Origin of the sequence: Lactobacillus kalixensis DSM 16043, from assembly GCF_001434335.1 — a bacterium.
GTDB classification, from domain to species: Bacteria; Bacillota; Bacilli; order Lactobacillales; family Lactobacillaceae; genus Lactobacillus; species Lactobacillus kalixensis.
The window spans coordinates 1-14,511 of the sequence record NZ_AZFM01000038.1; the positions used below are offsets into that span (position 1 = coordinate 1).

The following is a 14,511-nucleotide window of genomic DNA, read 5'->3' on the forward strand; positions in this document are numbered from 1 at the left end:
CAAATGACCTTTTTTAATTTAGGACATAGTGTCCAACTTCATTTTACAATCGGCCTAAATAAAAAAGTTAGCAGATATAGGGTAATTTTCAATTAGAAAGTTAGGTGCGTTTTCTGTGCTTTGTTTTACAATAAGACTAAGTAGATTTTTAAATTAGGAGGTTCTTATTATATGCCATGTACAACAATTTTAGCTGGTAAAAAAGCTACAGCTGACGGATCAACCTTAGTTGCAAGAAACGAAGACTACGGCCACGCTTTCAATCCTAAGCGCTTCATCGTAGTTACTCCTGACAAGCAACCAAAAGATTATCAATCTGTTACTTCCAAATGCAAGGTTGAATTGCCAGATAATCCAATGAGATATACCGCAGTGCCAGAACTTGAAGAGAATATGCCTAAGACTGGTTGGTGGGGTGAAGCTGGAATCAACTCCGCTAATGTGGCCATGTCTGCTACGGAGACAAGCACTACGAACTCTCGCGTCTTAGGAATTGACCCAATGAATAAGCAGGGAATCGGCGAAGAAGATTTTGTTACCATCGTTTTACCATACATTCATTCCGCTCGCGAAGGTGTTCAAATGCTGGGGAAGTATTTGGAAAAATACGGTACTTATGAGTCAAACGGTGTAGCATTTTCAGATAAGGATGAAGTCTGGTATATGGAAACAATTGGTGGTCACCATTGGGCTGCTAAGAAGGTGCCAGACGACTGCTATGTTGCTGCACCTAACTGGTTCAGTATCACTGACTTTGACTTTAACAGTGACGATACAATGGCTTCAGATGATCTTGAAGAAATGATTGAAAAGTATCATCTCGATCTTGACCAAAGTGGCAATCCTTATAACTTACGTCACATTTTTGGCAGTCACGATGATTCAGATTACGAATACAACATTCCACGTGAATGGTATATCCAGAAGCTTTTCAATCCAAGTGATGTCCGTGAACCAGACGATCCTAACTTGCCATTTGCTAAGAAGCCAGAGCATCTTTTGACTATTGAAGACTTCAAGTATGCCTTGTCTTCTCGCTATCAAAATACCAAGTATGATCCATATGGCTTGAAGGGAACTGATGCAGATCGTCACGCTTTTCGTCCAATTGGATTCCAGCGTAATCAAGAATTGTCTATCCTTCAGATTAGAAATGATGTTCCAAAAGAAATTGCCGGTGTTCAATGGCTCGCCTTTGGTCCTAATGCATTCAACGGCATTGCACCATACTATGTGAACGTTACTGATACGCCAGCTACTTATCGTGATACGAAGAATCACTTCAATATTCAGGATATGTACTGGTTGACGCATGCGATTGCGACTGTCGTTGATGAGCACCCATTCCGCTACAGTGCATCGATTGAGGAAATGCAGCAGAATACTTTGGCAGCTGGTCGTCATATCTTGCTTGAAACTGATAATGAAGTAAATGCTGCTGATTCAGACTTGCAAGAGAAGTTGCAAAAAGCTAATGAAAAGACTGCGAAATCTACTTACGACTTAGCGATGAAATGCTTCGGTGATTGTATCGAGAATGGTGCATTGAAGATTAGATTGAATTATTAATTGTTGAAGGTCATCTGTAAAAGGATGATCTTTTGTTGGTTTTGGATTTAAAAATGAACAACCCATTTAACCCTACATTTGGTGATGTAAATAATTTTTATAAGAACATTTCTAAATTCGACATCTTTACCACTTATCAAAAAGTCTTCAAATGTAGTTCTGATGTTGCTACTAAATTTTATATATGATCGAAAAAACTAAATCGCTGTACTGCTTGTCTACGTAAGTGAAATAAGCTTTTTTTATTTTCGCAAGCAAATAAAGTGACAAATCCCTGAAACCGGTATAAATTAAGAGAAGCGTTACTTGTAAAAAGTTAGAGGATATAATTATGGAAAAGAAAAAGAATATCATCATCGGTTTCGGTAAAGGCGGTAAGACGCTAGCCAAGTTTCTCGCACAAAAAGGCGAAGAAGTTGTCGTCATTGAAAAATCAAATCAAATGTACGGCGGAACTTGCATCAACATCGCATGCCTTCCTTCTAAACGATTAATCATTGAAGCAGCTAACGGAGTTGAATTTACTGATGCTGTTAATGGTAAAAATGAAATGACTGCTTTCTTGCGCGATAAGAATTATCACATGCTGGCAGATGAGCCAACTGTTACTGTCTTAGACGGTGAAGCAAAATTCATCGGCAATCATCAAGTTGAAGTTGCTACAACAGATGGGCAGACCGTTAAATACGAAGGTGAGCGGATTTTCATCAATACCGGTGCTGTGCCAGTCATCTTACCAATTCCTGGATTAAAGGACAGTCCATATCTACTTGATTCAACTGCTGCGATGGATCAAAAGAGTCTACCTAAGCGACTTGTGATCATCGGTGCTGGTTATATCGGGCTTGAATTTGCGGCAATGTTTGCCAGGTATGGTAGTCAAGTAACTGTATTAGATCATAATAGCGATTTTATTCCTCGTGAAGATGATGATATTAGTTCGGCAGTTAAGAAGGACCTTGAAGAATTAGGCGTTAAATTCGAACTTGGCGTAGATATTAAGCAAGTGATTAATAAGGAAGATCACGTCGAAGTTGAATATGAAAAAAACGGTGAACAGCTTGTCGCCCAAGGGGATAGAGTACTTGCCGCAACTGGTAGAAGAGCCAATACTGAGAATCTAGGCTTAGAAAATACCAACATTAAAACAGATAGTCGCGGTAATATTGTTGTAGATAATTACCTAAAGACAAGTGTTGAAAATGTTTGGGCAATTGGTGACGTTAAAGGCGGCTTGCAATTTACTTATATTTCTCTTGATGACTACCGCATTATTAAGAGTCAATTATTTGGCGATGGCTCATATAATTTAGCCAGTCGCAAGACAGTTCCATACAGCGTATTCATTGAACCACCTTTGTCAGAAGTGGGGTTAACAGAGAAGCAGGCTAAGAAAGATGGTGTTGATTACAAGCTCTTCAAGTTGCCAGTTGCCGCAATTCCGAAGGCCAGAGTTGCTAAGAATACGCATGGACTTTTCAAGGCACTAGTTGATCCTGAAACAGAGCAAATTCTTGGTGCAACTTTGTATGGTCTTGAATCACATGAATTGATCAACCTAATTGCTTTAGCGATGAAGGCAAAACTGCCATACACAATGTTGCGGGATCAAATTTATACGCACCCAACAATGAGCGAAGCGTTTAATGATTTATTTAAGTAAATAAAAATGCATCCACGATGGATGCATTTTTTAGTTCTTTCGGTGATTTAAGTAATAAAGCATTGGGAAGCCTACAGCGACAATCCCTAAGAAGAGAATTACACCTGACGGGTCGTTAATGATTTCACTCACGATTACGAAAATTCCGCCGCCGATTGCAACAATTGGAGTTAATGGATAGAGTGGTGTGTTAAATGGACGCTCCTTGTTTTCTCTTCTTAATTTAAAGATTCCTACGAAAGCTAAGATGTAGAAGCAGTAGACTGTGAAGACGCACAAGTCTGATAACCGATCTGGGTCAAAGAAGATTAACATAAGTGCTGCTAAAACAACGATGAAGATGGTTGATATAATTGGTGATTTTCCTTTAGGAGTTAAGTAAGTTAATGCTTTTGAAAATGGTAAGTCGTTACGTTCAGCCATTGCGTAGACAATTCTAGGGAATGAAATGACTTTTCCGTTAAGTGTCCCCAGCATTGAAATAATGATTCCTAAGGTCAGAAGTTTACCACCGATTGCGCCGAAAGCCTTGGTAGCCAAGTAAGCAGTCGCATTTTCACCCAAACGTTGGATTGTGTTAGCAGGGATGAAACGTAAGATTCCGACTGTGATTAGGGTATAAACGATTAAAACTGCGGTAATACCAAAGATAATTGCTTTAGGTAAAATCTTCTGAGGATTCTTCATTTCACCACCTAAGTTGGCAATAAGTACCCAACCATCGTAGGCAAATAATGTGGCAAGGACAGCCACTCCGAAGCCGCCACTTGCATTGTGCACATCAGTGATTGTTTGACCTAGTGCATCGTTGTTACCCCAGAAAAGACCGAAGATGATGATAGCAGCAATCGGAATCATTTTCCCAATCGTAGTAATAACTGAGAAGGCAGCTCCGATAGTATTGTCAAAGAAGTTAATGATTGCGACAAATAAGACGGCGATCAAGGCCATTGGCACGCGCCACTCACTGCCTAAGCCAAAGAAGTTGGCGATTAAAATCCCGGTAAAACCTGCAACGGCGGCAATGATTGAAGGACCGTAAACTGTGACCTGCATCCAGCCTGCTAGAAATCCAAGTACGCGGCCGTAGAGCTTTTCAATATAAACATAAAGCCCGCCGGTGAAGGGCATCTGAGCACCGATCTCTGCAATGGTCAAGCCGGCAGCTAAGGTGATAACCCCGCCGAAGACCCAAGCAGCGATGGCTAGAGTTGAATTGCGCGTACTTTCTAGAACTGAGGCTTGTCTGAAGAAGATTCCAGAACCGATGATAGTTCCGATAACGATTGATAAGGCTTGCCAAAAGCCGAGTGAACGGTGAAGCTGCTCTTTTTGTTCCATGATAAAAAGTCCCCCTGAAAAAAGAAAAAGCCTGGTTGCATCCTAATCACTACATATAAAGTGATTAAGTGCATCCAGGCTAGACTGAAATATTTTGCTCACACTAAATCACTCATTTTCCGCTGGAGGAAGATGAGCTAGATGAAGTATTCAAGCTAGTGTGTTGTAAATATTCCATGATTGATTTCTCCTATAATGATTTACATTAGAATATCATGATATTATTAAAATAGCAATAAAATAGAACGACTTTTGGAGGAAAACTTTTTTCAAAATTCGCTTGCAATCTCAATATCAATCCTCTATAATAACTAATGTTGTATGAACACATGCTGACTTAGCTCAGTTGGCAGAGCACGTCACTAGTAATGATGAGGTCGGAGGTTCGAATCCTCTAGTCAGCATTCAATAATACGTTAAGGATCTAGTCGAAAGGCTAGATCTTTTTTTGTAGAAAAATAAAACTACCGACGATACAAAAGCCAGTGGATTAATTTGTGTTACTTCAATAGTTTTATTAAGTTCACGCAGAACTCTTGCTAGATCATTTAGCGCTTTTGTAGAAGCAATTAAGGTAACAATGGTTAGAATCATAGTCATGATATCTTTCATAGTCGAGCTTCCTCCTTTCTAGTAAGGATAAGCATGAGCTTTGTTAAAGACAACATATCTGGTTATTAATTACAATGTAGCATTAGTAAAAATTTTGGTTTATAGAATAATATATAAGCAACAGATAGAATATAAAATTATAAATTTGAAGTCGTATTTTGCATGTATATTCTCCAGGAGTGATAGAATGAAAGCGTAAATAAGTTAAGATTTGCTTCTTTAAAAGGTCGTTTCCAGAAAAAGTCGGTGACTATTAAAAAAGGCTTTTGATTTAAATCATAAAAGAAGTATGACTTATGCAAACTCTTGATAAGTTTAATTCAGTTTCTAATGCTGAATTATCTAAGATAAGCGGTGGATATAATGCCGATTACAATTTGAGTTCTGAATGGGGAAGAACTGCCCGTAAATTTACAGATGGTATTGTAAGATGGCAGGATTGTAATTAAGTAATGAAAAAGGGGTGGACGTGTTTCCTTCCCTTTTTTGATTTTTACACAAAGAGAATGTTTTATGAAAATTATAAAATCTACTTTTAAAATGAACAAAATTGAATAGAAAGATTGTGTCACATTGAAAAAAATTTTAAAAACGTTAGGTCAATATATTCTATTTATTTTTATAATTTGTCTAGCTTTTATTCTAGATAATGTAAATGGACTTCTTGGTTGGGATCCACTATTTTTGAAAATGTTTCATAAAAACAATATATATGGAAACCAGCTAGGATTAATTTTAATTCTTGTCTCAATCATCTTAGTTCTTGTTTATTGGCTTGCTTATCATTTGGAACTCAAATATAAAAATAATTGGGAGTTTAAGCAACGAATAAAATTGAATTGGCGAAGCTTAGCTATTGCGATAGGAGGTTTTGTGATAATTGCAATTTCTCAATTTATCATTATGCATTTGCTTAGTAAACCTTCAGCTAATCAAACGGGAATTGCGAATATTATAAAAAACACTGGACAAATTTTTGATATTAATTTAATTATTATTGCACCAATTGCGGAAGAACTAATTTTTAGGGGAATGTTTTTCAATACATTCTTTACTAAACCAACTACTTTTAATTTTTGGACTGGAAGCATAATTAATGGATTCTTATTTGGTTATATTCATGCAGGTTTAAGTGTTCAGATTAGCAGTTACTGGATTATGGGAATTATTTTTAGTATGGTTTATCTATATACAAAGGATATTCGTTATTCGATGTTAACACACATATTAAATAATGCCTTAGCCGTAATTTTAATGGTCATATAACTTTTAAAAAGACTAATGTTAGTCTGACTAACTAGTTTATCAATATCAACCAGTTGAGAGTAAAGATCGATAGGCAAATGGCTTTTTTTATCGGATAATTAACAATCAAATATCAGTAAGCTATACACATCCATTAAAATTACTAGTGTTGTCTTGAAACTGTAGGTATTCATCTTTGGTAGATATGATAAAGCCATCATAATTATTTTTAGAATCTTCATGTTATAATAACTGCAGAATCGTAGTCATGATATTCAAGTATAGCCTATCTGAATATCATGCAATTGCTGGAGCGGCCATATGGTCGCTTTTTGCATGTGAAATTTTATGAGTGAACAAATATGAGGAGAATCTAGTCGAAAGGCTAGATCTTTTTTTTGCATAAAAAAATCTAAAAATAAGTCCAACTGCTTGTCCAAGTAAGCATAAACATGATTTAATGAAACCAAAGTACTGAATGATAGAAAAGAGGATAATATGAATTTAGACTACAAAAAGTTAGCTGAAGCTAAAAAAGATGATATTTTAAGAGATTTAGGCGAATTAATCGCAATTGATTCTTCAGAAGACTTAAACAATACCTCAGAAGAATATCCTGTCGGTCCTGGTCCAGTTAAGGCAATGAAGAAGTTCTTGTCATTTGCTGAAAGAGACGGCTTCCACACCAAGAACGTTGATAACTACGCTGGTCGTGTCGATTTCGGTGAAGGGGACAAGCGCCTTGGTATTATCGGTCACATGGACGTTGTTCCTGCAGGGGATGGCTGGAAGACTGATCCATTCAAGATGCTTATTGAAGATGGCAAGATTATCGGCCGTGGTTCAGCCGACGACAAGGGCCCAGCACTTGCCGCATATTACGGTATGCTTTTACTTAAAGAAGCAGGCTTCAAGCCTAAGAAGAAGATCGACTTTATCGTTGGTACTAATGAAGAAACTAACTGGGTAGGTATCGACTACTACTTAAAGCACGAACCAACTCCAGATCAAGTAATTTCACCAGACGCTGAATTCCCAATCATCAACGGTGAACAAGGTATCTACACTTTGACTTTAACTTTCAAGGATGATGATCAAAAGGGCAGCGTTCAATTAGTTGACTTCACTGCTGGTATTGCTGAGAATGTTACCCCACAAAAGGCTTACGCTACTATTAAGGCTGATAATCTCACAGATATCGAAGCAGCCTTCAAGAAGTTCCTTGCAGACAACGATCTTGAAGGTGAATTTGAAATTGATGGCGATGAAGCTAAGCTTGAATTGACTGGTCAAGGTGCCCACGCAAGTGCTCCTCAAGTTGGCCGCAACGCCGCAACTTTCCTTGGTTTGTTCTTAGATCAATTCGACTTTGCCGGCCGCGACAAGAACTTCATCCACTTCTTGGCAGACGTTGAACACGAAGACTTTAAGGGTGAAAAGTTGGGTGTCTTCCACCACGACGAATTAATGGGCGATTTATCCAGTGCACCAAGTATGTTTGAATATAATGGTGAAAAGGCAGTCTTAAAGGACAATATTCGTTACCCACAAGGTACTGATCCAGATAAGATGGTTAAGCAAGTTAATGAAAAATTCGGTGACATCTTAACCGCTTCATTTGCTTCTTTCGAGGAACCTCACTATGTTCCAGGTGATGATCCACTTGTTAAGACTTTGCTTGATGTTTACGAACGTCAAACTGGTAAGAAGGGGCACGAAGTTATCATCGGTGGTGGTACTTACGCTCGCTTGTTTGAACACGGTGTAGCTTATGGTGCTCAACCTGAAGATGCTCCAATGGTAATGCACCAAGCTAACGAATACATGAAGGTTGACGACTTGATTAATTCAATCGCAATCTACGCTGAAGCATTTTATGAATTAACTAAATAATTTTTGAAAAAAACGATTTCTGTACTTATCAACAGAAGTCGTATTTTTTTGCTCTAAAAAGTTGTCAGATAAAATAACGATGAAAAAAATCAAAAAAATTTCAGTGCATGATTTTGAGTGATATTAACATAATCAGACATTTATTTTCTGAAATTTTGGTATTTTAAAAATAACAATTGTTATGCGATAGGCTATAAGTATTTAATCGCACTTGAACGCACTTAAGCTAATTGATATCATAACGAAGAATAGGTATAGAGAAGCTAAGGAAAAAAATGAACAAAAGAATTAACCAGCGTCATTTTTCCGTTCGGAAATCGATAATAGCAGTTTTAGCAAGTGTTGCCGGTAGTACATTATTAGTTGGTACTCAAAAGATAAAGGCTGCTACTAATAATTCTAACGGGAAAATCATTACCTTTAATAAGAGTAAGAAAAGTAAAAAAGAAAAGATTAGTAAAAACAATATTGTAACTGAAGAGAGAACAATTACTCGCCGAATTATAGATGACCAAAATAGCGAGGAAAGAATTGATAGTACGACTGACCATGTTACGACTACAGTTCAATCCGTTACTTTTACGCGCAATAAAACTATCCATAAAGATGGCAGTGTTGAATATGATGATTGGATGCCAAAAGACGGCAAGGATAGCTGGGAAGAATATCTTCCTAAGTTAATTCCCAAGGATAAATTGAAAAGTGAAACAGCTCCAATGATCCCCGTTAAAGATATTCAAGAAAATGGTGAATGGGTGATGCGCGGAGAAGGAATTACCAAGCCAATTTCTGCTAAGACAGTTACTCCAGATACTCCAAATCAGGCAATTAACATTTATTATGCAGGCAGTTATGCTTTTGATATGCCTTACGTTTATATCAGAAGAATTCACGATCAAGTTCCTGGCAATGAAAAAGTAGTTGAACAGAAAATTTACTTATGGCAAACGATGAAACGTAACTGGGGCGAGCACTTAGCCCACTTCAGCTTCATCGGTGGTAAGGTTAAAGCCTATACTCCGCAAGGTAAAGATGGATACATACCTAGCCTTTCTAGAGTAGGCGAAGAAGTTTTTGATAGTATAAATGATGTTAAAGCACGCGACTTCAGTTATATTCCAAATATTGGTCGAGCATGCTTAGAAAATGTCTATATTTCATACAACAAATTTTAAAAGTTAAGGACTAAAATCAATTTTTTAGTTCTTTTTTTGTGCTTTCAATTAGCATAAAATAAAATCCAAGTAGTTAACGAGGGAGGTTTTTTATGGAAAATGCTTGGCAAAGATTCAAAGAAAATGTTCCGCTACGGCGATTTTTTGTTTTGCTTCTAATTATTATTTGCTTGTATGAGATGCGAGCACTGATGAATACAATCTTATTGACGTTTATTTTTACTTATTTAGTGGTGCACTTGATTAGGTTGGTGCAAAGGCACATTCCGAAAGTTCCATCTTGGTTAATAGTAACGGTTACGTATATTTTGATATTACTATTGTTGTATTTTGTGATTACGATTTATATGCCGCTACTTGCTAAACAAATTTCTAAAATGGTTAGCTCAGTGCGAACTTTTTATGAAAGCAACCAAGTTTCTGGGTTAATGAAATCGTTAAATCAATATATTAGTGATAAGGAAGTAATGACTCAAGTTAAAAAAGGTATGAGCGTTATGGTTTCGACTTTAACTAGTGTTGGTACTTTGACCATTTCGGTTTTCATGTCGCTAATCTTAAGCTTCTTCTACACTATTGAATTGAAGCAGATGAACGAATTTTCAAAATTATTCGTCAAAAGTGGAATTTTAAAATGGGTATTTGAAGATATCGCTTATTTTGGTAAAAAGTTCACTAATACTTTTGGTGTAGTACTTGAAGCGCAGTTCTTCATTGCGTTGTGTAACACATTTTTAACCATGGTTTGCTTGGCTTTCATGAGAATGCCACAGATTATTGCCTTAGGATTAATGGTCTTTATCTTAAGTTTGATTCCAGTTGCAGGGGTAATTATTTCTTTGGTACCATTAAGTATTGTTGGCTACTCAGTAGGTGGCATTAGATATGTAGTTTATATTTTGATCATGATTTTGGTGATTCACGCCTTAGAATCCTATGTCTTGAATCCGAAGTTTATGTCTAGTAAAACTGAGTTGCCAATCTTTTACACATTCCTTGTACTGCTTGTCGCAGAGCACTTCTTAGGCACTTGGGGCTTGATTGTTGGTGTGCCAATCTTCACATTCCTACTTGATATTTTGGACATCAAATCTTCTGATAAGAAAAGAAAACTAGAAAAATGAAAGTACTGCTTACAGGTGATAGTATTATTGCCAGATATGAAGGAAAAAGTGAGCCGTATCTAAATTATGAATTAGAGAAGAAATTGCCTGGCATCACTTTAACTAATACGGCTGTTTCTGGAATTAATTCAGGGGCATATTTTGCAAGGCTCAGTGAACTTGTATTAAAGCAAAGTCAGCACGATGTATTAATAATCTTGCTTGGGACGAATGACTTAGCTATGCATAAGCAGGTGCCGCTTCATCAATTCAAGAATAATATGGAACTGATTGCATCTGCGATCGTGTGCCAATATTGGCCTAAGTATGTAATTTTAGTTTCACCGTCAGCTGTTGATGAGAAGAAGCAACATGTTCGCAGTAATGATTTGGTTAAGGAATATGGTCAAGTAGTGAATGAAGTTGCTGACGAATACCATTTTCACTTTGTTGATTTAGGACAAAAAATGCTTGATCAAGGTAATCTTGAGCAGCTGTGTCAGGGGCAAAAAAATGATGGCTTGCACTTTGGACAAGCTGGATATGATTTGCTCTCAGATTTACTGGTTCAAGAACTACAGAAAATTAAATAAATGTAATTAAAAATGCTCTCAGAATTTTTGTTTCCGAGAGCATATTTTTTATTCAATTAATTTAGCGTATTGCTGCCCAAGCTAGTCCACCTACTAAGAAAAGTGCTAATAAAGGCAATAGAAGATAGGTGAAAAAGAAAGCAGTAATTACGATTACAAATAAGAAGGCAATAATTTTGATAATGCCGATTCCTAATTTGAAAAATAGCCATAATAGAAATAAGGCTAATAAGAAAGATAACATTTTCTTTACCTCCGATTGAGATATATTTTATACCAAAATTAGTAAAGCAGATATTTTTCTTAATCGAATTTAGAGATTATTAAACATTAATCGGCGAAGTATTGGAGAATGTCATCTTCAGATAATTTGTCGCGTTCCTTGCCTTTAACATCTAAGATAATTTGCCCACTGTTTAAAATAATAGTGCGATTGCCGTATTTTAAAGCATCGGCTAGTTGGTGAGTAATCATGATGCAGGTCAATTTTTGCTTCTTAACAACATCATCAGTTAATTCAAGCAAGCTGCGGCTGGTGTTAGGGTCTAGCGCTGCGGTGTGTTCATCAAGTAAAAGTAATTTAGGACGCTTAATTGTTGCCATTAAGAAGCTGAGTGTTTGCCGCTGACCACCGGATAAGTTGCCAACAAAAGTATTGAGACGTTCATTTAATCCGTTAGGAAGTTGAGAAGTTTCACGTGAAAATTCTGGCATGTGTTTATCTAATTTACGTAGACGAAGACCGCGACGCTGGCCGCGCTTAGTTGCTAGTAATAAGTTCTCCGCAACAGTCATTCTAGGGGCGGTCCCCATCTTGGGATCCTGAAAGACTTGAGCGATGTACTTAGCTCTTTTTACTTCAGATTCATTAGTTAAATTTTCATCATCAAGTAAGACTTCGCCGCTAGTGGGTTTGAGTGAGCCATTAATAATGTTTAACAAAGTAGATTTCCCGGCTCCGTTAGTACCAAGCAAAGTGACAAAGTCGCCGTCATCAAGAGTTAGATTGATATCTTTTAAAATGCGTTTTTCTTCGTTAGTACCCACATTGACAGTGGTATTAATATTTTTTAATTCAAGTTTACTCATGGACGGTCGACTCCTTTTTTAAGTAATTGGCGGATATTGAATTTTTTCTGGAAAAGCGGAAGCATCAAGCAGACTGCCAGGATAATAGCGGAGATCAGCTTAAAGTCGTTGGTGCTGAAGCCGAGTTGCAAAACTAATAGTAAAGCTAAGCGGTAGAGGATACTACCAACAACAACAGCGACTAGACGAGCAGTTAATGATAAATTACCGTAGACAACTTCGCCGATAATGATTGCGGCTAAACCGATAACCATCGTACCAATCCCCATGTTAACGTCGGCGTAACCACCGTTTTGTGCAAGCAAGCCGCCGGCTAAACCAATCAATCCGTTAGAAAGCATCAAACCTAAGATTTTCATATTGTCGGTGTTAATCCCCAGTGAGCGGGCCATTTTTTCATTATCACCAGTAGCGATAAAAGCTTGACCCAGGTCAGTGTTTAAGAAAAGTGCCAGTAAGATAATCGTCAAGATTGCGAAGATTAAGCCGATTACAATAGTTGGAAAATTATTAGGAAGTTTTTCTAGAAATTTGATATTGAGTAAAGTTGCTTGATTAAGTAAACCAACGTTAGCTTTTCCTAAGATTCGTAAGTTAATGGAGTAGACACCGGTCATGGTTAAAATCCCGGCTAATAAAATTGGAATTCTACCTTTTGTATAAAGTAATCCGGTAACTAATCCAGTAAGCATACCACCTAAAAAGGCGAGGAACGTCGCAAGAAGTGGGTTAACTCCGCGTACTAGTGCGGCTACACAGATCGCAGCACCGAAGGGGAAAGTACCTTCGACGGTCATATCTGGGAAGTTGAGAATTCTAAATGATAGATAAAGCCCTAGTGCAAGAATCCCCCATAAGAGGCCTTGTCCAATAGTAGATGTAACTAAACTCATTTGATGATGTCTCCTTTCTTTTGGCTTGCTTTAATAACGCTGTCTGGAATAGTGATTCCTAATTTTTTAGCAGCTTTTAAATTAACAACTGTTTCATATTCAGTAACTCTTTGAACAGGCATTGTTGCCGGATTCTTTCCTTTCAAAACTTGTCCAGCCATTCGTCCAGTTAAGACACCCATGTCAAATTGGCTAACTGCTCTAGTTGCTAACCCGCCTGGCTTAACCATGGTGTCAGCAGCAGGGAAGACCGGAATTTTTGCGGCGTTGGTTGCTTTAAGTAAAGTAGCGATACCTGAAGCAACAGTGTTGTCAGTTGGAACATAGACTGCTTCAACTTTGCCAGCCATTGTTTGAGCAACTTGTTCAATATCATTAGTTGAAGTGACTGTGTAAGATTTAACGTTAATGCCTTGGGCTTCGGCCAATTTTCTAAATTCACGATATTCTGAAGCAGAAGAATCATCACTTGAAGTGTAGATAACACCGATGTTTTTCAGCTTCGGCATAATCGTTTGAATTAATTTTAATTGTGCACCAACTGGCTGCATATCTTGTACTCCAGTGGTTTTGCCGCCAGGACGCTTGAGGCTTTTGACTAAATGGGTGCCAAGCGGATCACTAACTGCCCCCATAATAACTGGCGTATCACCAGCTTCATTGGCAAGGGATTGCACAGCAGGTGTAGCAATTCCGATGGTAAGAGCAGCGTCTTGTTGAATGAAGCGATCACTCATTGATTTTAAGTTACTTTGATCACCTTGAGCATTTTGAAAATCAATTGTGATATTTTTACCATTGCGGTAGCCTTCTTTTTCTAGCCCCTTAATGATTCCGCGATGGATTTGATCAAGAGCAGGGTGACTCATAGTTTGTAAAATCCCAACTACTTGTTTTTTTTGATTTGTAGATTGCCTAGTTTCTGTAGTAAAGGCAACGATCAAAAAAGCAAAGATTGCTATGATTGTCGCAATTAGTTTTTTCATTCTTCTTCCTCCTAACAAAAAAGACACTCCCTCTGCAGGAAGTGCCCAAAACAAAACCCGCACAAAGCTTTATGTGCGGGTAAAATTATTGCATGAAGATTTACCAGCACAGATGCGATAAAACGTCTGGATCGCATCTGTACAAAAAGCAGAAACAATCCTAGTGCTGGAATTGCCAAAGATTAGTTGTTTGAACTAAAACTGCCATGATAAATCTTCCTTTCGTTTAAAAATACTTGTTGCCACAATTTTAATTTTTTATTAAGTAATTGTCAATCATTATTTTTCAATCGTAAGTGTCAATATTTTTGCGGTAGGTTATAAACCATTAGTCTAACCTTAATTCCTT

Annotated in this window: 14 protein-coding genes and 1 tRNA gene; 9 read left to right on the top strand and 6 right to left on the bottom strand. The window is 37.4% G+C overall.

The window, feature by feature from the left end; all coding sequences use genetic code 11:
- Nucleotides 1-171: 171 nt before the first annotated feature.
- Both FC46_RS08540 and FC46_RS08545 read left to right on the top strand, forming a co-directional pair.
- Nucleotides 172-1,569, top strand: coding sequence for a C69 family dipeptidase (locus FC46_RS08540; protein WP_057799777.1), 1,398 nt, complete (start codon nt 172-174; stop codon nt 1,567-1,569).
- Between the two features lie 331 nt (nt 1,570-1,900).
- Nucleotides 1,901-3,232, top strand: a complete 1,332-nt coding sequence (locus FC46_RS08545) for an FAD-containing oxidoreductase (RefSeq protein WP_057799779.1) — start codon at nt 1,901-1,903, stop codon at nt 3,230-3,232.
- Nucleotides 3,233-3,262: 30 nt separating this feature from the next.
- Here FC46_RS08545 and FC46_RS08550 read toward each other — a convergent pair whose 3' ends face one another.
- The gene (locus FC46_RS08550) at nt 3,263-4,573 is read right to left on the bottom strand and encodes an APC family permease (RefSeq protein WP_057799781.1); all 1,311 of its coding nucleotides are present in this window, start codon (nt 4,571-4,573) and stop codon (nt 3,263-3,265) included.
- 331 nt (nt 4,574-4,904) lie between these two features.
- Between FC46_RS08550 and FC46_RS08555 the strand changes: the two genes are divergently transcribed.
- Nucleotides 4,905-4,977: transfer RNA gene (locus FC46_RS08555), tRNA-Thr, on the top strand.
- Between the two features lies 1 nt (nt 4,978).
- On the opposite strand, the gene FC46_RS08560 is transcribed toward FC46_RS08555, so the two are convergent.
- Nucleotides 4,979-5,185 (bottom strand): hypothetical protein, encoded by a 207-nt coding sequence (locus tag FC46_RS08560; protein ID WP_057799783.1) that lies wholly within the window; start codon nt 5,183-5,185, stop codon nt 4,979-4,981.
- A gap of 296 nt (nt 5,186-5,481) precedes the next feature.
- On the opposite strand from FC46_RS08560, the gene FC46_RS10175 reads away from it, so the two are divergent.
- The 6 genes from FC46_RS10175 (at nt 5,482) to FC46_RS08585 (ending at nt 11,194) form a co-directional block, all read left to right on the top strand.
- Nucleotides 5,482-5,634: a hypothetical protein gene (locus tag FC46_RS10175; RefSeq protein ID WP_157046819.1), complete on the top strand. Its 153-nt coding sequence runs from the start codon at nt 5,482-5,484 to the stop codon at nt 5,632-5,634.
- A gap of 124 nt (nt 5,635-5,758) precedes the next feature.
- Nucleotides 5,759-6,451, top strand: coding sequence for a CPBP family intramembrane glutamic endopeptidase (locus tag FC46_RS08565; protein WP_057799785.1), 693 nt, complete (start codon nt 5,759-5,761; stop codon nt 6,449-6,451).
- Nucleotides 6,452-6,928: 477 nt separating this feature from the next.
- The gene (gene pepV / locus FC46_RS08570) at nt 6,929-8,323 is read left to right on the top strand and encodes a dipeptidase PepV (protein ID WP_057799787.1); all 1,395 of its coding nucleotides are present in this window, start codon (nt 6,929-6,931) and stop codon (nt 8,321-8,323) included.
- Nucleotides 8,324-8,598: 275 nt separating this feature from the next.
- Entirely contained in the window at nt 8,599-9,498 is a 900-nt protein-coding gene (locus tag FC46_RS08575; protein ID WP_057799789.1) for a hypothetical protein, read from the top strand.
- Between the two features lie 92 nt (nt 9,499-9,590).
- Nucleotides 9,591-10,622 (top strand): AI-2E family transporter, encoded by a 1,032-nt coding sequence (locus FC46_RS08580; RefSeq protein ID WP_057799791.1) that lies wholly within the window; start codon nt 9,591-9,593, stop codon nt 10,620-10,622.
- Nucleotides 10,619-11,194, top strand: coding sequence for a GDSL-type esterase/lipase family protein (locus tag FC46_RS08585; RefSeq protein WP_057799793.1), 576 nt, complete (start codon nt 10,619-10,621; stop codon nt 11,192-11,194). The genes FC46_RS08580 and FC46_RS08585 overlap by 4 nt, the downstream gene beginning before the upstream one ends.
- Before the next feature lie 61 nt (nt 11,195-11,255).
- Here the strand turns inward: FC46_RS08585 and FC46_RS08590 are convergent, their stop codons facing one another.
- The 4 genes from FC46_RS08590 to trpX form a co-directional block, all read right to left on the bottom strand.
- Entirely contained in the window at nt 11,256-11,438 is a 183-nt protein-coding gene (locus tag FC46_RS08590) for a hypothetical protein (protein WP_057799795.1), read from the bottom strand.
- 86 nt (nt 11,439-11,524) lie between these two features.
- Complete coding sequence (locus FC46_RS08595; RefSeq protein WP_057799797.1) at nt 11,525-12,283, bottom strand: ABC transporter ATP-binding protein; 759 nt, start codon at nt 12,281-12,283, stop codon at nt 11,525-11,527.
- On the bottom strand, nt 12,280-13,176 hold the full coding sequence (locus tag FC46_RS08600) for an ABC transporter permease (protein ID WP_057799799.1): 897 nt from the start codon (nt 13,174-13,176) through the stop codon (nt 12,280-12,282). Before FC46_RS08600 ends, FC46_RS08595 begins: the two co-directional genes overlap by 4 nt.
- Nucleotides 13,173-14,162, bottom strand: a complete 990-nt coding sequence (gene trpX, locus FC46_RS08605) for a tryptophan ABC transporter substrate-binding protein (RefSeq protein ID WP_057799801.1) — start codon at nt 14,160-14,162, stop codon at nt 13,173-13,175. Before trpX ends, FC46_RS08600 begins: the two co-directional genes overlap by 4 nt.
- Nucleotides 14,163-14,511 lie beyond the last annotated feature (349 nt).

Excerpts from the sequence above, each read along its gene's own strand:
- FC46_RS08540 (WP_057799777.1), top strand. The coding sequence starts at position 172 with ATGCCATGTACAACAATTTTAGCTGGTAAAAAAGCTACAGCTGACGGA.
- FC46_RS08545 (WP_057799779.1), top strand. The coding sequence starts at position 1,901 with ATGGAAAAGAAAAAGAATATCATCATCGGTTTCGGTAAAGGCGGTAAG.
- FC46_RS08550 (WP_057799781.1), bottom strand. The coding sequence starts at position 4,573 with ATGGAACAAAAAGAGCAGCTTCACCGTTCACTCGGCTTTTGGCAAGCC.
- FC46_RS08560 (WP_057799783.1), bottom strand. The coding sequence starts at position 5,185 with ATGAAAGATATCATGACTATGATTCTAACCATTGTTACCTTAATTGCT.
- FC46_RS10175 (WP_157046819.1), top strand. The coding sequence starts at position 5,482 with ATGCAAACTCTTGATAAGTTTAATTCAGTTTCTAATGCTGAATTATCT.
- pepV (WP_057799787.1), top strand. The coding sequence starts at position 6,929 with ATGAATTTAGACTACAAAAAGTTAGCTGAAGCTAAAAAAGATGATATT.
- FC46_RS08575 (WP_057799789.1), top strand. The coding sequence starts at position 8,599 with ATGAACAAAAGAATTAACCAGCGTCATTTTTCCGTTCGGAAATCGATA.
- FC46_RS08580 (WP_057799791.1), top strand. The coding sequence starts at position 9,591 with ATGGAAAATGCTTGGCAAAGATTCAAAGAAAATGTTCCGCTACGGCGA.
- FC46_RS08585 (WP_057799793.1), top strand. The coding sequence starts at position 10,619 with ATGAAAGTACTGCTTACAGGTGATAGTATTATTGCCAGATATGAAGGA.
- FC46_RS08590 (WP_057799795.1), bottom strand. The coding sequence starts at position 11,438 with ATGTTATCTTTCTTATTAGCCTTATTTCTATTATGGCTATTTTTCAAA.
- FC46_RS08595 (WP_057799797.1), bottom strand. The coding sequence starts at position 12,283 with ATGAGTAAACTTGAATTAAAAAATATTAATACCACTGTCAATGTGGGT.
- FC46_RS08600 (WP_057799799.1), bottom strand. The coding sequence starts at position 13,176 with ATGAGTTTAGTTACATCTACTATTGGACAAGGCCTCTTATGGGGGATT.
- trpX (WP_057799801.1), bottom strand. The coding sequence starts at position 14,162 with ATGAAAAAACTAATTGCGACAATCATAGCAATCTTTGCTTTTTTGATC.